The 18,324-nt window shown below is 49.1% G+C and carries 16 protein-coding genes; 5 read left to right on the top strand and 11 right to left on the bottom strand.

The window, feature by feature from the left end:
• Positions 1-90: 90 nt before the first annotated feature.
• A complete protein-coding gene (locus Q3O60_RS03090) occupies positions 91-522 on the top strand; it encodes a methylglyoxal synthase (RefSeq protein WP_305892436.1) in 432 nt (143 codons plus the stop codon).
• Here the strand turns inward: Q3O60_RS03090 and mnhG are convergent.
• From mnhG to Q3O60_RS03055, 7 genes are read right to left on the bottom strand one after another with little or no spacing between them, the layout of a single operon-like run.
• Positions 519-914: a monovalent cation/H(+) antiporter subunit G gene (mnhG, locus tag Q3O60_RS03085; RefSeq protein WP_369812622.1), complete on the bottom strand. Its 396-nt coding sequence runs from the start codon at positions 912-914 to the stop codon at positions 519-521. The two genes, Q3O60_RS03090 and mnhG, sit on opposite strands and share 4 nt — an antisense overlap.
• A complete protein-coding gene (locus Q3O60_RS03080) occupies positions 907-1,191 on the bottom strand; it encodes an MrpF/PhaF family protein (protein ID WP_305892434.1) in 285 nt (94 codons plus the stop codon). Before Q3O60_RS03080 ends, mnhG begins: the two co-directional genes overlap by 8 nt.
• Positions 1,188-1,661, bottom strand: coding sequence for a Na+/H+ antiporter subunit E (locus tag Q3O60_RS03075; protein ID WP_305892433.1), 474 nt, complete (start codon positions 1,659-1,661; stop codon positions 1,188-1,190). The genes Q3O60_RS03080 and Q3O60_RS03075 overlap by 4 nt, the downstream gene beginning before the upstream one ends.
• Complete coding sequence (locus tag Q3O60_RS03070) at positions 1,658-3,154, bottom strand: Na+/H+ antiporter subunit D (protein ID WP_305892503.1); 1,497 nt, start codon at positions 3,152-3,154, stop codon at positions 1,658-1,660. The genes Q3O60_RS03075 and Q3O60_RS03070 overlap by 4 nt, the downstream gene beginning before the upstream one ends.
• Positions 3,155-3,159: 5 nt before the next feature.
• On the bottom strand, positions 3,160-3,504 hold the full coding sequence (locus Q3O60_RS03065) for a Na+/H+ antiporter subunit C (RefSeq protein ID WP_305892432.1): 345 nt from the start codon (positions 3,502-3,504) through the stop codon (positions 3,160-3,162).
• A complete protein-coding gene (locus Q3O60_RS03060; protein ID WP_305892431.1) occupies positions 3,501-3,944 on the bottom strand; it encodes a Na+/H+ antiporter subunit B in 444 nt (147 codons plus the stop codon). The genes Q3O60_RS03065 and Q3O60_RS03060 overlap by 4 nt, the downstream gene beginning before the upstream one ends.
• Entirely contained in the window at positions 3,941-6,334 is a 2,394-nt protein-coding gene (locus tag Q3O60_RS03055; protein ID WP_305892502.1) for a putative monovalent cation/H+ antiporter subunit A, read from the bottom strand. The genes Q3O60_RS03060 and Q3O60_RS03055 overlap by 4 nt, the downstream gene beginning before the upstream one ends.
• Before the next feature lie 314 nt (positions 6,335-6,648).
• Between Q3O60_RS03055 and Q3O60_RS03050 the strand changes: the two genes are divergently transcribed.
• The 3 genes from Q3O60_RS03050 (at position 6,649) to Q3O60_RS03040 (ending at position 10,392) form a co-directional block, all read left to right on the top strand.
• On the top strand, positions 6,649-7,671 hold the full coding sequence (locus Q3O60_RS03050) for an extracellular solute-binding protein (RefSeq protein WP_305892430.1): 1,023 nt from the start codon (positions 6,649-6,651) through the stop codon (positions 7,669-7,671).
• Positions 7,672-7,764: 93 nt separating this feature from the next.
• On the top strand, positions 7,765-9,339 hold the full coding sequence (locus tag Q3O60_RS03045) for an ABC transporter permease (protein WP_305892501.1): 1,575 nt from the start codon (positions 7,765-7,767) through the stop codon (positions 9,337-9,339).
• Between the two features lie 12 nt (positions 9,340-9,351).
• The gene (locus tag Q3O60_RS03040) at positions 9,352-10,392 is read left to right on the top strand and encodes an ABC transporter ATP-binding protein (protein WP_305892429.1); all 1,041 of its coding nucleotides are present in this window, start codon (positions 9,352-9,354) and stop codon (positions 10,390-10,392) included.
• A 30-nt stretch (positions 10,393-10,422) separates the two neighbouring features.
• Here Q3O60_RS03040 and Q3O60_RS03035 read toward each other — a convergent pair whose 3' ends face one another.
• From Q3O60_RS03035 to Q3O60_RS03020, 4 genes are all read right to left on the bottom strand, one after another.
• Entirely contained in the window at positions 10,423-11,178 is a 756-nt protein-coding gene (locus tag Q3O60_RS03035; RefSeq protein ID WP_305892428.1) for a substrate-binding periplasmic protein, read from the bottom strand.
• A gap of 85 nt (positions 11,179-11,263) precedes the next feature.
• A complete protein-coding gene (locus Q3O60_RS03030) occupies positions 11,264-13,144 on the bottom strand; it encodes a hypothetical protein (protein WP_305892427.1) in 1,881 nt (626 codons plus the stop codon).
• A 178-nt stretch (positions 13,145-13,322) separates the two neighbouring features.
• Positions 13,323-14,486, bottom strand: a complete 1,164-nt coding sequence (locus tag Q3O60_RS03025; RefSeq protein WP_305892426.1) for an E22 family MetX-like putative esterase — start codon at positions 14,484-14,486, stop codon at positions 13,323-13,325.
• Positions 14,487-14,497: 11 nt separating this feature from the next.
• Positions 14,498-15,799, bottom strand: a complete 1,302-nt coding sequence (locus Q3O60_RS03020) for a GntP family permease (RefSeq protein ID WP_305892425.1) — start codon at positions 15,797-15,799, stop codon at positions 14,498-14,500.
• A gap of 138 nt (positions 15,800-15,937) precedes the next feature.
• Here Q3O60_RS03020 and Q3O60_RS03015 point away from each other — a divergent pair, with 138 nt between their 5' ends.
• Positions 15,938-18,247 (top strand): TonB-dependent receptor, encoded by a 2,310-nt coding sequence (locus tag Q3O60_RS03015; RefSeq protein ID WP_305892424.1) that lies wholly within the window; start codon positions 15,938-15,940, stop codon positions 18,245-18,247.
• Positions 18,248-18,324 lie beyond the last annotated feature (77 nt).

The raw sequence follows: 18,324 nt of genomic DNA, 5'->3' as shown, positions 1-18,324 counted from the left end.
GCGAAAGCGTAACTGATCCGACTGTAACTTTCTGTGAAATACTGTCATTAGTTTAACTTTAAGGTTACATTTTGCGCAAAGGAGATTACATTGAAGACAATAGCCCTGGTTGCTCACGATGGAAAGAAACAAGCGCTCTTGGAGTGGGTTAAGGCTCACGCCGACTTTTTTGCGGATAAAGAATTGTATGCCACGGGTACAACCGGTTCCTTGCTAACCAAACAATTGGGTAGAAAAGTACACTGTTTGGCGAGCGGACCTTTGGGTGGCGATCAACAAATTGGTGCGCTGATTGCGGAGCAAAAGGTCGATTGGTTGGTATTTTTTTGGGACCCGTTGAGCTCACAGCCACATGACCCAGATGTCAAGGCGCTCATTCGGCTGGCGGTGGTATGGAATATACCGGTCGCCTGCAATCAGGCGACGGCAGACTTTATTGTGCATTCCACACTACTGCAGCAGGATTACCAACGCACTGTGCCTGATTTTTCCAGTTATCAAAATCGTCTGCAGCCAGATTAATTCTGGCTGCTGTTCTCTTCTTGAGCTTCTTTCTGTGCTGCTGAGCTGTGGAGTACATGAGTTTCTTCATCATAACGACCATGCAGTTCATCTTTGATGGTCTTATGCCATAACGGAACACCAATAAAATAACCAGCCCGTCCAATGGCGTGAGCAGCAATAGGTGAGGTCAGGGTGGTAAAGGCCATCACCGCCAGAGCTTTTAAGGTCACGCTGCTATCTATAAAGAACAGCATCACACCACACATAATGAGGCCTGCGCCCAGTACACCAGATTTGGTGGTCGCATGCATCCGTGTCAGTAAGTCGGGCATACGAAAGACACCAAGGGAAGCAACCAGCATAAAGAAGCTGCCAGCAAGCACAAAAAGGGCGGCCAGAATATCAGTGATCATCGCGGTGACTCCCTTTTTCCAGATAACGCGCAAAACCGATGGCCGATAAGAACGCGGTTATGGCGAGGACCATGGCCACATCAATAAATGCATCCCGCCCGGTACGAATAGCATAAAGGCCGATAATGCCGACCGTCATGGAGGCAATCAACTCCAGTGCCACCACTCGGTCGGGTAAGGTCGGCCCCTTAAACAAACGCCAAAGCGCAAAGAATAAGGCCACACTCAAGACCGCAAAGCAAACCCATAAGGTGTAATCAAGAATAGGACTCATCGCATTACTCGCAGAATTTTGGTTTCGAGACGTTTCAATTCATTCATCACCTCTTCCTCATTATCCAGATACATCACGTGGACATACAGGACTTTTCGATCAGAGGAGACATCAAGGCTGAGCGAACCCGGCGTTAAGGAGATGGCATTGGCCAGCATACTGATTTCCATGTCACTTTCTGCACGCAATGGCATCGCGATGACACCGGGCTTCATCAGGTGAATCGGGGTCAGTACATCGTAGGCGACTTTTAAGTTTGCCATGACCAGCTCTTTGGTGAAGAACACCACAAAGCTAAACATCCGGGGAACCCGTAAGCGATACTGTCGAACATCAGGGTGCTGACGGAACACCAGAATTAATACCAGATAGGCAATAAAGAAGCCTATGACGATACCACCAGCATTCATGGTATCGGTCAGCGCGGCCCAAATCAGTGCTAAAACCAGATTGGATAGCAACACATTCATGGTGTTTGACCTCCTAGCACCGCTTCAATGTAAATACTTGGGTTAAGTAACTGATGGGCTGCCATTTCTGCCATGACGTAGATAGGCTGAGCAAAGATACCAATCGCCACCGTCATGGCAGCCAATATCCCTATGGTCCAGTATAACAAAGCGTTACGAGTTGGTGCTGGTATGGCAGGCGCAGGTTCTGGTGTGCCTTTCCAAAACGCTTCATTCCATATTTTGATCATAGAGAACAGCGTTAATAGGCCGACCAGCAAAGCAACACCTACTGCCCACCAGGCCGAGGCTTCAACACCAGCTTTAATCAGAATAAATTTAGCGAAAAAACCGGATAGAGGCGGAACCCCAGCCAGTGATAGAGCAGGGATTAAAAAGAGTATGGCCAACCCCGGGTGATCTTTATACAGCCCACCGAGCTTTTTCAGCTCAAAACTACCACGTAAACGATAAATTAAGCCTGCAACTAAGAACAGATTCGCCTTCACAATAATGTGGTGCATGATATAAAACACGCCCCCAATGATGGCCAGCGGGGTGAATAAAGCTAACCCTAAAATCATATAGCCAATCTGGCTGATAATATGAAAGCTTAGGATCCGGCGGATTTCAAATTGAGCTGCCGCACCGAGCACGCCAGTCAGCATGGTTAGGATGGCTATCCACAATAAAATTTCATGGGTAAAGCCAGTATCTGCGGTAAAAATAAGCGTGAACACCCGGTACAATGCATAAACGCCAACTTTAGTGAGCAAGCCAGCGAAGATAGCTGACACTGCCACTTGAGGTGTATGATAGGACGCCGGTAGCCAGAAAAATAATGGGAAGGCGGCTGCTTTAATGGCAAAAGCGATTAAGAACAAACTGCCAATCACAGTGACCATTTTCTGATCATCAACACTGCCAAGTTTAACCGCGATATCGGCCATATTGAGTGTCCCAACCAAGCCATAGGTCAGACCAATCGCCGTAAGAAACAGCGCCGAAGACAGCAAGTTCAAGGTGACGTACTTGATGGCACCTTCCATCTGAGCACGCTCACCACCTAAGATAAGCAATGCAAACGATGCGACCAGCAATACCTCAAACCAGACATAAAGGTTAAAGATATCACCGGTTAAAAAGGCCCCATTTACACCAGCCAGAAGTAAGTGCAGCAGTGGGTAGTAGCCAAAGCGTTCAAAGCGCTTTCGTACCGTTTTTAAACTATAGAGTGCGGTCGCAAAGCCGGTGATACAGGCCAACACCACCATAATGGCGCCAAGCATATCGGATACCAGGACAATGCCAAAGGGGGCAGGCCAGGAGCCGACTTCAAGCACCTGAATACCATGATCTTTCGTTTGAAATAGCAAGGCAATAGAGCTGATGAGCAACAAGGCAGTACCGACGGCACCAATCCAGCGTTGAGCATTATGATTGCTAAGTACGGTGAGAGAAATAGCACCAAGCAACAGTGGAATTATAATGGGTAGCGCAACCAAAACTTCCAGATCCATTAATCGGTTCCCTTCATTTCGTTCATGTCGTCCGTTTGCACGACTTCACAGGCGCGGTGAATAAGCACTACCGCAAAAGCCAGTACGCCAAAACCAATGACGATGGACGTCAAAATGACCGCCTGAGCCAGAGGGTCGGCTGCGGCCCCTGCTATGACATCTTGCCCCTTTGGAATTAAAGGCGGAATGCCACGTTCAAGACCCGCGACGGTAAAAATCAGCAAGTTGGCAGCATTCGATAATAAGATCAAACCAATCACCAGTTTCACCACTGAACGACGTAACATCATGTAAATCGCCGCGGCGTAAAAGGTGCCAATAAGAATAGCCATTAAGGTGGTCATGAATGTTCAGCCTCCGCTAATGTAAAGACGACAGTCAATACAGTTCCGATCACGCCAAGAAAGACCCCAATATCAAACAATAAAGGTGTACTGAGTTTTAGCTCACCAAAGATAGGCAGATCGACCAACCACCATTGGGCCGTAAAAAACGATTGACCGACCAGTAGGGCTGGCAGTGATGCCAGTGCAGCTAACACCAAACCAACACCAACCAGTTGCAACGGATGGACTCGTAGCATGTCTCTGGCTGCTTTGTAGTCTTCGGCAAACAACTTCAAGGCAACCGCTGCAGCAGCCACCAAGCCACCGATGAAGCCTCCACCGGGTTCATCATGTCCCCGCAGCAACAAAAACAACGAAAACAACACCAATAGAGGTAGTAGAAGTGTACTACCGGTATTGAGAATTAAGGAGCGCATATTAAAGCGTCTTGGTTTCATGATGCTTCTCCTTCTTTCTGCGCTTGTTCATCGGCTTTCATTTTTTCTTTTTGTGAGCGACGAAAGGTAAAAGCCGCTCGACGATCGGAGTTGGTCACGGGTAATGCACCTGTCCGCAAGTGGATCATGGCGTAAACGCCGATAGCCACCAGTGCTAATACAAAGATTTCACCCAAGGTATCCAGCGCCCGGAAATCAACCAGAATCACATTCACTACATTGCGGCCATGACCGAGCGGGCCACTGTTTTGCAGGAAGTAATCTGAAATACCTTCCAGCTGACGGGCGCTGGTAATGGCGAGGATCAAGACCGTCATCAACAAGCCGGTTATGCCGGCAATAATCGCATCACGGATGCGATTAGCCGAGGAAGACAAGCTACGGAACTCGGGTAAGCGATACAGCACGAGAACCAAGAGCAAGACAGTAATCGTCTCGACCAGTACCTGAGTAATGCCCACATCGACCGCACTGAAGAAGACGTACAGCAAAGCAACACCAAAGCCCAGCGCGCCGAGCATGGCAACTGCTGCCAGAAAAGAGCGAACCATGACGGCAATGATAGCTGATAAAATCAGTAAAGCGACAATGGCAAATTCATGCACTTTAATATCGCTAAAGTTGATATCAAGCTCTAGCTGATTAACCCGCAACAAGGCCCAACCAACAATGATAATGACGGTGCCAAGTGTGGTGATCAGGTAATTACGTAGATAGCCATTCTGCAGGGTTTTGGTTTGCCAGCTGGCAAAGGTGGTCATGCCCAGCATGAGCCGCTCATAAATAACTTCTGGGCCAAATTTCTCTGCCGTCTGCATAAAGCGGGTGATATGGCGCCAGCCAGCCCAAAAACGATACATGATCAGACCGAAAATTAAACTGCTGATGGTCAGCATCAAAGGAAGATTGATGCCATGCCAGAGTGATAAGCCAATTGTGACCGGCTGGCCATACACGGCTGAGGCAGCGGCTGTTAAGATGCCATTACCTGCCAGAGCTGGTGCCAGGCCAAAGACCAAACCAAGTACCGCCAATAGTGCTGGTCCTACTAATAGAGCAACATTGGGATCATGAGGCTTTTTCGGTGTTTCAATTTGTGGCCCAAACCAAGGTTTCAAGGCCATGATGGCAGCAACTAAGACCACCATAATATTCGCCACCAAGGTGGCAATGGTCAGGCCGATTTGCCAGATAGACGCAGTAAGCACCGCCTCTAGCAGCAACTCTTTACCGACAAAACCAAACAGCGGGATGATACCCGCTAATGATAACGAAGCCAGTATGGCAACGACAGTAGTGATGGGCATGCTGGCACGCAAACCACTGGCATCGCGGAAATCCTTTACGCCAGCCGAGTGGTCCAAAATCCCGGCAATCATAAAGAGCGCACCTTTGTACAAGGCGTGAGCTAATAAAAAGGTCACTGCAGCCAAGGCTGCCTTTTCGGTACCCAACCCCAGTAGCATGGTTAATGTACCCAGTGCCATCACGGTCGAATAGGCCAACACACGTTTGACACCAGTGGCACGACTGGCTAGGAAAATACCGGTCACCATGGTGACGGCGCCAAATAGACTAAGGATCAGCAACCAGGCTTCACTGCCACCCAAACTTGGGTGCAGACGTGCCATCAAATAGACACCAGCTTTTACCATGGTTGCAGAGTGCAAATAAGCAGATACTGGCGTGGGGGCAGCCATAGCGTTGGGCAACCAAAAATGGAACGGGGTTTGCGCCGACTTGGTAAAGGTGCCTAGCAAAATCAATAGCAGCATCGGCAAATACAGCGAGTGTTCCGTCAAGGTACCACTGGCTAGAATGGTACTTAACTCAAAACTACCAGCCGCTAAACCCAGCATGATAAAGCCGGTCATCAGAGCCAGCCCACCCATCACGGTCACCATGAGACCTTGGTGCGCTTTTTTTCTGGCATCTTCTTGCTCATGGTTAAAGCCAATCAGCATAAAGGAGGTGACGGTGGTGAGCTCCCAGAAAACAAATAGACTGATGAGGTTATCTGATAGCACCAGACCCAACATCGACCCCATAAAACCAAGCAAGAAAATATAAAAACGGCCGAGTGATTGATGCCCTTCTAAATAACGTCCGCCATACACCAAAATAAAGAAGCCGATCCCCGTGATGAGTAAGGCAAATAGCAGCGACAGCCCATCCACCAGAAAACTGAGTTGGATTTGCAAACCGGGGAACCAAGGGTAAGCAAACTGCAGCTGACCGCCTTGACTGACTTCAGGTAATAAGCTGGCAAAATAAACAAAGAGCGCAGCGGGTAGCACAGACAATAGCCAACCACTTTGGCGGCCACCAAGGCGGTGCAGCCAGGGAGCAAAACAGGCAAGAATAAAGCATGACAGCACCGCTATCAGCATCATGTGTGGCTCCTTAAAGCGTGAGTGATATACATAACGAATTGTATTATGGCTTAATTTATATAGCCACGCTACCAAATCAGCGGTAACTCCTCAAGAACAAGAGATAGAATGCCTGTTGATAATGTAGCTATCGATGGGCTGATCCGTTCAGTCTTCGGTGAGCGTTACCTTGGCAAGGGATATGGAATATTTAAGGGAGACAATAGCATAAATACTATTGAGAACAATTCTCATTAGGGTTATACTGGCCGCCTTATTCGTATAGGTACACTAGCCGTGCTGATGGTGCGTGCTGTCGCTGGAGTGGGAAGATGAGCATACGTTCAATGGTAGTTCTATGGTGTAGCTTGATCATCGTGGCATGGGTTCAAAGCGCTGAATCGTGGGCGACTGAAGTAAACGTCTACTCTGCCCGTCAGGAGGAGTTGATCAAGCCGGTACTGGATCGATTCAGTGAGCAAACCGGCATCCGGGTGAATTTGATCACCGGCAATGCGGACGAATTGATCACTCGGATAGCGAGTGAAGGGCGCAACAGCCCCGCTGATTTATTAATCACCACCGACGTGGGCCGCTTATACCGGGCAAAGCAGCAACAGTTATTGCAACCTCTGCAATCAGATTTTCTCAACGCTCAGATCCCGACCCATCTTCGTGATGAGGCAGGCTACTGGTTTGGTTTAACCGTTCGTGCCCGTCCTATCTTATATGCAGTGGATCGGGTGGACCCAACCAAGTTAGCAAGCTTGCAAGATTTAACCGCTGCCGAGTGGCGAGGCCGTATTTGTGTGCGCAGCTCGAGTCATATTTACAACCAATCACTAGTCGCTAGCCGTTTGGCTCATGATGGAACTGAGGCCACGGAACAATGGGTGCGTGGAGTCGTTGCCAATTTTGCCCGACCACCGCGTGGTGGCGATCGCGATCAGATCCGTGCATTGGCCGCCGGTGTTTGTGATATTGCTATCGCCAACACTTACTATTTGGCAGGCATGATGAATGACCCCCGTGATCAGGCGGCAGCAAGCCAGATCAAGGTACTCTGGCCTGACCAGGATAGCGCCGGTGCTCATATCAATATCTCTGGAGCCGGTTTGTCTGCGCATGCTCCAAATCCACAGGCGGGTCGGCAATTGCTTGAGTTTATGTTGCAAGCAGAAGCCCAGCAATGGTACGCCGAAGCCAACCATGAATATCCGGTTCGTACTGACGTTGCTTACAGTGAAACTTTGCAGCAATTTGGCAGTTTTAAAGCTGATACCTTGCCCTTAGAGCGTTTAGGTGAGTTGAACGCTGATGCGTTGCGCTTGATGGATCGGGCTCGCTGGCGTTGATAAAGATGTCAATGATGCTGGAGTGCTGCAGTGACTGAACGGAGTCGGCGCTTCCGCTTGGACCCTTGGCGCTGGTTAGTCCTGGTGCCTGCTATGCTGTTAGCAGTTCCGGTACTGATGATTTTACTCAGCGTGCTCGATCCGCAATGGGATGTCTGGGCGCATTTGCGTCAGACCGTACTCTGGAGCTATATCAGCAATTCGTTGCTGTTGGCGTTTGGTGTCGGGTTGGGCGCATTGTTTATTGGCACAGGCTGTGCCTGGTTGGTCTCACAATATCATTTTCCCGGGCGTAAATATCTGGAGTGGATGCTGCTATTACCATTAGCTATCCCAGCCTACATCATTGCTTATACCTACACTGGCTTGTTGGATTTTGCCGGGCCAGTGCAAAGCCAATTACGAATCTGGTTCGACTGGCGCTATGGAGATTATTGGTTTCCTGAAATCCGATCCTTAGGCGGTGCCATCATCATGCTGGCACTGGTGCTGTATCCTTATGTTTATATGTTGGCACGAACGGCATTTCGCGAACAAGCCAGCTCATTGCAAGAAGCCAGCCGCACGCTTGGCCTGACGCCACGTCAGCACTTTTGGCGCGTCGCGTTACCCTTAGCTCGCCCTGCTATTTTAACCGGAACCGCTCTGGCGATGATGGAGGCCTTTGCTGATTACGGTACCGTGCAATACTTTGGCGTCGATACCTTCACCACCGGTATTTTCCGCACCTGGTTTGGTTTGAATAATAGTCTGGCTGCAGCACAGCTGGCGGCGTTATTGACCAGTTTTGTGTTGTTTTTACTGGTACTCGAACAGTGGTCCAGACGTAAAATTCGTTATTATCATCAAGGGCAAAAAGATACTCAGCAGCCGCGACGTACACTGACTGCTGGTCGTAAATGGTTGGTGTTCGTGCTGTGTTGCTTGCCGTTATTGTTTGGCTTTGTTGTTCCGGCGGTTCAACTTAGTCTCTGGGCACTCGCCACCTGGCAAGTAACGCTGGATGAGCGTTTTATGCAACTGGTGTGGAATAGTTTTTCACTGGCCGCCATGGCAGCCCTTATTTCAGTGACCCTGGCATTGGTGTTTGCTTATGCCCGACGCTTAAAACGCGATTGGCTGGTGTTGATCCCAGTCCGACTGGCAGCTATGGGCTACGCCATCCCCGGTACTGTGATTGCCATTGGGGTGATGTTGCCGTTGGCGTTTGTCGACCAGCGCATTGATTTACTGGCCGAGCAATGGTTTGGAGTCCGAACCGGCTTGTTGTTTTCTGGCACTTTATTTGCGCTCTTGCTGGCCTATAGCGTTCGCTTTCTGGCGGTATCGCTGCACAGTGTTGAAGCTGGTTTGCATCGCATCCGGCCCAATATGGATCAAGCGGCTCGTTCGTTGGGCTGTTCACCCCGGCAAGTGTTGTGGCGGGTGCATGTGCCGTTACTGCGTGGTAGTGTATTAACCGCACTGTTGCTGGTATTTGTCGATGTGTTAAAAGAATTGCCAGCAACTCTGATTTTGCGCCCTTTTAATTTTAATACGTTGGCGGTACGAACCTACGAGTTGGCCTCGGATGAGCGATTGGCCGATGCGTCTTTATCGGCATTGGCGATTGTTCTTGTGGGCTTATTACCGGTGATTATTTTGGCGCGCTCTATGGACCGTCACTAAGCGGAAGAAACCATGCTTGTATTGGAACAACTGGCAGTTGCCTATGGCCCCCATACGGTGGTCAAAGACATCAGTTTATCATTATCGAAAGGGCAGATTGGTTGCCTGGTTGGCCCTTCTGGCTGTGGAAAAACCACCATACTACGCGCTATTGCTGGCTTTGAACCCTTAGCGGGGGGAGAAATCAGTCTGGCGCAAGGTGTGGTCAGTAGTCAGCACTACCATTGCCCTCCGGAGCAGCGCCATTTGGGGATGGTGTTTCAAGACTTTGCTTTGTTTCCGCATTTAACGGTGGCAGAAAATATTGGTTTTGGTTTGCAGCAACTCAGTCGGACCGAAGCCACGAAACGCACCCGGGAATTGCTGCATCTGGTTGGTTTGCCTGATCTGGGCCGTCGCTACATCCATCAATTATCGGGTGGACAGCAACAGCGGATCGCGCTGGCCAGAGCCATTGCTCCGAAGCCAGAAATTTTGCTATTGGATGAGCCCTTCTCTAGCTTAGATGCTGAACTGCGGGAGTCATTAGCGCGTGATATACGGCAGATTTTAAAACACGAAGAAATGACAGCCGTGATGGTGACCCATGATCAGTTTGAAGCCTTTACCATGGCAGACTTGATTGGAGTGATGGAGCATGGTCGCATGCAACAGTGGGCTACCCCCTATGAGTTGTACCACAAGCCTATCAACCGATTTGTCGCTGACTTTATTGGCCGGGGGGTGCTCTTACCCGGTGAAATGCTGGACGGGCAGCAGGTGAAAACCTCGTTTGGTATTTTTGCCCAAAGTTATCTGGCTAATTTGCAACAAGGCGAACAGGTCGATGTGCTGATCCGGCCCGACGATATTGTGCATGACGATGACAGTGGCGTTACAGCCAAGGTGTTGGATAAATCGTTTCGGGGGTCGCACATTTTGTATACCTTGCAGCTAAGAAGTGGTGATGAGGTCTATTGTTTGGCGCTCAGTCACCACAATCATGCGGTAGGCGAGATGATTGGGATCCGGCTCGACTTGGATCACATGGTGGTGTATCCACGCATTAGCTAGCTATAGGGTTGCTAGTCTTGCGGGCTCACTTCATTCAAAAGGGAGTCGAGGCGGTGGCAATAACCTTTGTGTGAGCTGATCAATTTCACCATGCTGCTGCATATGTTCGATACCTGCATTAAAGGCTGCTTTTAAAGAAAGTGCCTCTGGATGCTGTCTGGAAAACAGCAAGTACAGTGGTTGCTGCTCGATCGGAGGCTCAATCCAATCGATCTGCGTCAAGTATTCAGAGAACTCATGTTCTAACAAATAGATGCCATTGAGTTTATCACCCGCGATTAAATCAACCCGATCTGCCGCCAGCAATTGAAACAGCTGCTCTTCATTAGACACTTGATAATGGCGAATATTGGTCTCCAGAAAGCCAACCGGATGTGAATAACCCAACACGGAACCATAACGAAGCCCCTGATGTGCCAGATCAAGGTAACTGGTAAAGTTGTACTGCTCGGAGCGGCGTTTAAATAATACAATAGAGGTGTGGTAAATTGGAGTAGGGAAGTAAAATTGCTCTTCGCGTTCAGGGGTATGTTTAACGCCAATAATACCAGCATAATGGCCCTGCCGTGTAGCTTGCATGGCTCTGGCAAATGGCATGTAGTGAATGTCGACTTCCATACCTTGCAAAGCAAAAGCCCGCCGAACGATGGCCGTTAAAGCACCTTCCTCTGGCAGGTGCTCCCCACTATGGGGGCTGTAGTCACTGCTGGCAAGCAGTACGGTATTCGCGTTAAGCAGCGAACTCACCAGCAATAAAAAAAGACCTGGCAGGCATAATTTCATCATGGTACCCAACCAACATACACTGGTTAAGTATGGCAGAAACTGCCTGATTTGCTTGGAGTCTCAGGCAGCTGCTGCTTAAAGGGCGTTATTCTTTGCTATCTTGTTTTGGCAAGCTTGTGCTGGCGGCCGCATCCTGTTCCGGACTAGCCAACGTTGCTTGATCCTGTTGCACCGGAATAGCCCGGGATTGCTGATTGATATTGTATATTTGTTCTGCACTGTTTAGATCAGAACTATTCTTGATACGAGCGATGGTTTCTCTATCAGATAAGAAGCTTTGAATATCATCCAGGATGGCTTGCATTTCTGGCTGATTATCCTCCATTTCCATAATGTGGCGGGGATGCTCGACATTTTTAGCGCCACTGTCTGCAAAGGTACTGGTGGTAATTCGTGAGCTGATGATCCAAGGTGTCAGCGACGAGCGCATAACGTAGTTTTCCGATGCAGTTGAGTCATAAATCCCTTTCCCTGTAGTTAGTTTGCTCTCGGTATAGGTACCTTCACACTTTAGATAAATCAATAAAGAACGAAAATTCAATTCGGCCCAGAACGTGTGAGCATAATTTTCCAGCAAGCGGCCAAAGCTTGAGGCAATGAGCCAGAAAAATAGCAAGCTGAGCAGGAACTGACTTTCATTAAACAATGCAATCAGATACTGCAAGTGTTGGTTGTCGCTTGGTGATGTAAGTGCTTGATACTGCTGCCACAGAGCCAGAACAGCTTTGGACTCATAGAGCATAAAAAATAAGATAACAGGGCCGACGAGTAGTAATAGCTGACCAAACAAAGTGGCAATCAACCGTAAGGTTTTAAACAGAGGTGCTTGTGGCAATGGAGCAAACTCAGGTTGTGTTTCGATCATCACTTCGCCACTAAAATCCCCTTTGCTGGACGATTGCTCGTTTAGTTTTGGTTCGAGCTCACGGTAAATCCGGTTTGGGATTTCTTTATAACGTCGGTTAGCCATTACAATGCTATCGATGTTGACGAACAGCTCCCGGGGATGAATATTTTCTTGCCAGTTATCGCGAAACTCAGACACCCGTGTCATCGCTTTAACCTGTTGGGTGCGCTCTTTAAGCAAAAAAATCACCAAAGGCGCGGTGAGCCCAAGCAACAATAGAATCAGCAATAACGGAGGTAGCACAGCAAAGGGCTCCAGTGCGGTTTGTTGCAGCTCGGTATACAGCTCTTGTATGTCGGGTTGTTGCAACAGCCAGTTCAAGCCAAACCCGAGTATAACGGGTGCTAAAATCGCGAAAGCCATTATTTTGGCAAGTGCAATGTTGCCGTGTGTTTCAATGGTTTGCTCAGCGGCCCGAAACACGGTACTTGCTTTACGCCAACTGATGATCAGATACAGCACCAGAAAAAAAGAAAAAAACGGCAATAAGATGGCGCCAATATCGCCAATCAATCCGGTTGCGCTGACAAACCAGGTCAGTGCAAAGGCCAATAATGCCACGGCAGTTGCAATCACTGCTCCTGCATAACGCTGTGCCAGATTTCGCAGCGGATAAGGAAGAAAGATCAGCTTTGGTACCAAGGTATGCACAAAGCGGGAAATAAACCCATCGGGTTCAATAAAGGTTTTATTTTTGCGGCCCATCAGCATTTCTTCCAGATCAATGCTGCGATAAGCAGGTTTCTCAAGCTTCGCCGTTTCGCGCTCTGATTTACTGAGATTCAAAGCCAGCGATGTAGGGACACTTCGACCTACAAAAAAACGCAGCATTTGAAACACACCACCACCTAACGAGCGTAACCCGCCAGAAAGAAGCACAAAGCCTATAATGGCATAAATCCAGGCCAGTGCTTTATCTTGTTGGATGATTTCAGCCACTTGCAGTAAGGGGTAAACCCCCATACTTGTGACGATCAGGCCTCGTGCGGCGCGGATGAGTCCTTCCATCTTGAAGGGGTTACGAATGCCGAGAGATTCGCTACCGTAATCAAAGGCCATGCTGGTATCCTTAGTATTGTATGACTGACTTGTATACAGATTAGTGTGTCAAAAGATACGATGATCGATTCATGAACGCAATAGATGTAAAAGTGGAAAGAGATACGAGCTAAACGTTTTGCAGGTTGCGCCTATGAAAAAAGCGCCCCTTAGGGCGCCAAAGTGGGCAAAGCAAAGGTTATTGATTGAGGAAGTCCGTCAGCTCTTCGGCCACTGCCGCCATGCCGACTACGCCATCCAGATGACCCCAGATGCCAGGGATCTCAACATATTCGGCCGCTTTTCCCGCTTGTTGCATCACATTACGGCTGTATTGGCTCATGGCAGGTAGCAGCAGCTGGTCACCCGTTGCCGGCATAAACAAGGTTTTTGCTGTGATATTCTCGAGCGATTTTTTCCAATCATCTCCCATCCCGGCACGGAATAACTGTGACGCCCGAACCAGATACAAAATATGATTAGCATCCTGAAATCCGGCCCTAACTGCGGCATGCTCACGCAGTTGCTGCCATGCCGATAAACTAGCGGTGATATCCTGATGCAGCGCTTTTTCGGTTGATGGTGCTGGGTAGCGAAGGTTAAAACCGGTTGGATGCACTGCATCTTGAATGATGTATGACAAGGCGGTGATCAAACCGTGCTGAGGCTGGCCTGTTTCATAGTAGTCGCCCTGATTCCAGGCTGGATCCTGCTTGATGGGGTAGGCCCAGCGTTCTAATCGGACTGCAGCCCAGGCATCGATATAAGCAGATCCAATCACGGGTACCAATCGCTCCACTTTATCCGGATAGCGCGTGGCCCATTCAATGGCCTGAAAAGACCCCATAGAAGCCCCAATCACGGCATGAAGTTTTTCAATACCCAGGCTATCCAGTAAGGCTTTTTGCACTTCGACAAAATCACCAATGGTCACCACCGGAAAACTTAAGCCATAGGGCTGGCCACTGGCCGGGTTGATAGTGGCTGGCCCGGTTGTGATGACATTAGGGTCATAGACATTGGCGTTAACCAATGTATCGACACTGATGACATAATAGCGATCGGTATCGATGGCCTTGCCGGGGCCAATAATAGCATCCCAGTAACCGGGTGCCGGGTCATCCTCATGGTACTTGCCTGCAGCATGTGAAGTACCGGAAAAAAAGTGGGTGATTAAAATGACATTGTCTTTGTCGCTGTTTAACTCACCGTACGCTTCCCAGCCAACCTGAACCGGAGCAATAATCTTGCCATTTTCCGTGGTGAATTCAGCAATTTCAAAGCGCTGCTTTTCGACCAGCATGGCTTGGCTCGTTGCACTCCAAAACAGCAGAAAACCAAGCACAATCAATGGATATTTCATGGTAGAACTCCTTAAAAGAACTGGAACAAGGCAATGGCAACAAAAACACCTGCCAATGGCACTAATACACTGACCACGGCAACGGGCCCATAGGCATTTTGATGGGTTTCGCCGCAAATTGCACGAATGGTGGTGACGACATAACCGTTGTGCGGCAAAGAATCCAAGGCACCTGATGAGATGGCGACCACCCGATGCAGTTGTTCAGGATCAACCCCGCGATCCAAATAGGTTGGTGCTATTTCCGGTAGGGCAATGGCTTGCCCGCCTGAGGCTGAGCCAGTCAGCCCGGCAATAGCGCTGACCGCAACGGCAGCACCCAGTAATTCGGGGCCGGGTAAATGAGTCATGTAATCAACCACGCCAGCGAAGGCCGGGGTTAGCCTGGCCACACTGCCAAAGCCAACCACTGCAGCGGTGTTGCCTATAGCAAGCAAGGCCCCCAGTACGCCCTCATTGGTGGCGGCAGCCGGGTTTTTTAAAAACTTAATATTCATCAGATACAGGCTGACGACACCGCCTGCCAACGCGACAATCAGAGCCGCCTGCTGCAGCTGCTCGTGCAAGAAAAAGGATAAGGTTAGCACCACAACCAGTGGTAAAATACCAAAAATGGCATGGGGTAGCGCTCGGTCATCTACGACGGGATCGCTGCTGCGTTGCTGAAAGTGCTCCCCTTTATTAACCGCCTTACGGATCATCCACATCAGGCTCATGTAGCCGGTAATGGCCATAATCACGGCCACCACCAAGCTGACTTCCCAGCCGGCATAGGGCGTGGTGCCCAGATAAGGAATAGGGATCCAGTTCTGGATCTCAGGTGAGCCTGCCGATGTCATGGTAAAGGTCACTGAGCCCAGTGCCAGTGCTGCCGGAATAAAGCGGCGTGGCAAGTTGGCGCCTTTAAACAGACTGACTGCCATTGGGTAGGCAGAAAAGGCCACTACAAAGACACTGACACCACCGTAGGTCAACACGGCGCAAGCCATCACCACCGCTAGTACCGCTCGGGTTTGACCAATCCGTTTGACAATAGCGAGCGCGACGGCATCGGCGGCTCCGGTATGCTCCATCAGTTTGCCGAACAACGAGCCGAGTAAGAACATTAAAAACCAGGCAGCAACAAAGCCGGAAAAACCATTCATATAGCCATGCACAAAATCAATTTTATCCGCTACATGCCAGAAAGGAATGCCATTGGTTGCGGCAACCAATAATGCGCACAGTGGTGCAGTGATAAACAGGTTAAAGCCACGCATGGTCAGAATAATGAGCAGCAACAAACCCAGAAGCAAGCCGAATAAACCCAGCATGAAATATTCCTCGTTGTATTTTCATCAAGTGTGATACAACAAGTCGCGGCAAGCCATAGTACTAAGGTACAGGTTAAAAAATCTTCATTTCAGCCTACAGTAGTGAGGTACCCGCAACGTATCAGCAGGAGAGCCATCATGGCAAATAACGAGAAAAGAAAAAATAAAGTCGCAACAGTACAACGGTTTTCAGTCAGTCTGCTGGCCTTGGCGGTCAGCAGTGGTTTAGCGGTCAGTTCGGTTCACGCTGAAGAAGAGACTGCTGCCGAGTTAAAGCTTGAACGCATCGAAGTCACCGCTCGCCGTACCGTGGAAAACTTACAACGAGTCCCGGTAGCCGTGACGTCCATTGGCGAAGATGATTTATTACAGCGTGGTATTTCCACTATTGTTGAAGTTCAGCAATTCTCGCCCAATACCACCTTACAACAGAGCCGGGGAACCAACTCAACCCTAACCGCCTTTATTCGTGGCGTGGGGCAAGAAGATCCGCTCTGGGGTTATGAGCCTGGCGTCGGTATTTATATTGATGATGTTTACGTTGCCCGGCCGCAAGGTGCGGTACTTGATATTCTCAATATTGAGCGTGTCGAAGTATTGCGGGGCCCACAAGGTACGCTATATGGTAAAAACACCATTGGTGGTGCTGTTAAATATGTCACCAAGCAAATGACAGGAGACACAGAGTTCTCTGTTAGTGGTACGGTCGGTAGCTATAATCAACGTGACGTCAAAATGGCCGGGCAAATCCCATTGGTACAGGATAAATTGTATCTAGGGCTTGGTTACGCCAACTTGCAACGTGATGGCTATGGCGAATTCTTGGTTTCTGATTTAGCCAATCAAGACAAAGAAAACTACAACAAAGATGTGCAGGCTTTTCGGGCTACGCTGGAGTTTCGTCCGGTAGACAACTTCTTTATGCGCCTGAGCTACGATAAAACCGATGATAAATCTAATTCCAAAGGTGGTTACCGCCTACTGCCAAGCTTGTTAACTGATGCTGCAGTACCTGATAGTGTGTATGACTCATACACCAGTTTGCCGACCTGGACTCGGGTCGAGACGGAAGGTTTTAGCTTGCTGATGGACTGGACCATCAATGACAACATGAGCTTAAAGTCGATCACAGCGAAGCGTGAGAGCTATTCGCCGGTCAACATTGATTTTGATAACACACCATTGCGTATTTTTGATGTACCAGCCATTTATGAAGATGATTGGTTTACCCAAGAGCTGCAACTGAACTATCGTACTGACCGACTGAATTTGGTGAGTGGCTTGTATTATTACACCGCCGAATCCTGTGGTGTGTTCGACGCCATTCTTGAAGTATTAGGGCAAACCGCTTTTGGTACTCCGGGGTTAACCCGTGAGGTTGCAGGGTGCAGCGATAGTGATAGCACCGCTGCCTATGCTCAGGGCACCTATCAGCTCAACAGCCAATGGTCTGTGACCGCAGGTCTGCGTTTTACCAATGACAAAAAAGACGCACTGGTACGAAACGGTCTGATTTTTGATACCGTATATCCTGAATCTGGCTGGATACCGGGCTATGTTCGCCCTGATGGCTTGCAAACTCCCGTCGTGCTCGATGATAGTGCCAGTTGGAGTAAGTGGACGCCGAAGTTGGGTGTAGAGTATCAGCACAGTCAAGACACCATGTTTTTTGCCAGCTTTAGCCAAGGCTTTAAATCAGGTACCTTCAACCCTCGGGCTGAAACGGCTGAGCCTGCAGCGAATCCGGAAGATGTGTTGTCGTATGAAATCGGTATGAAAAGTGATCTGAGCGATACGTTCCGCTTGAATGCTACTTTGTTTATGCTGGATCACAAAGATCGGCAATATATCTCGGTAATCCCTGATCCTAACGACTCGTCAGTCTTGAACCAGCGTCTTGGCAATGTCGGGCAATCCGATGCGACGGGAGCTGAGTTTGAGTTTACCTGGTTGGCTGCGCGTAACTTGCAAGTATATGGTAGCTTAGGGTACATCGACGCGAATTTTAAAAATGTGTTCAGTTTCGATCCTGTCACCGGTGGTCAGGTTGATATCACGGATAACTTTGTGGTGACCAATACCCCGAAAGTATCGGCCAACATTGGCTTTAGCTACGATATGCAGCTGGCATCGGGTGGTGACCTGATTTTTAATGGTAATTACTATTACCGCAGCAAATACGCCCTGACTGAGCTGAATAATCTGCTGGAGCAGGACAGCTATGGTCTGTTGAACTTGTCGGTCAACTGGGTAAGTGCTGATGGCCACTGGACGGTAGGCTTGCATGGTAAAAACCTGACCGATAAGCAGTATTTGGTGGGCAACTATGCCTTTATATCCGTCGCGGATGATGGCAGTTTTATACCCGGCTTGGGTGGTGATAACACGCTGATTGGCTACTACGATGCACCTCGCACCGTAAGCCTGACGGTAGGTTACCGCTTCTAAGTTGTTCAAGCGGTTAAAGTACGCAGCCGGAACTGTACCTTCCCTGGCAGTTCCGGCTATCATAGGACAACGCTTCA

The organism is Alkalimonas collagenimarina, assembly GCF_030717845.1.
GTDB classification, from domain to species: domain Bacteria; phylum Pseudomonadota; class Gammaproteobacteria; order Enterobacterales; family Alteromonadaceae; genus Alkalimonas; species Alkalimonas collagenimarina.
The sequence above is the reverse complement of the archived record's forward strand: the minus strand, read 5'-3'. Positions and strand labels throughout refer to the sequence as shown.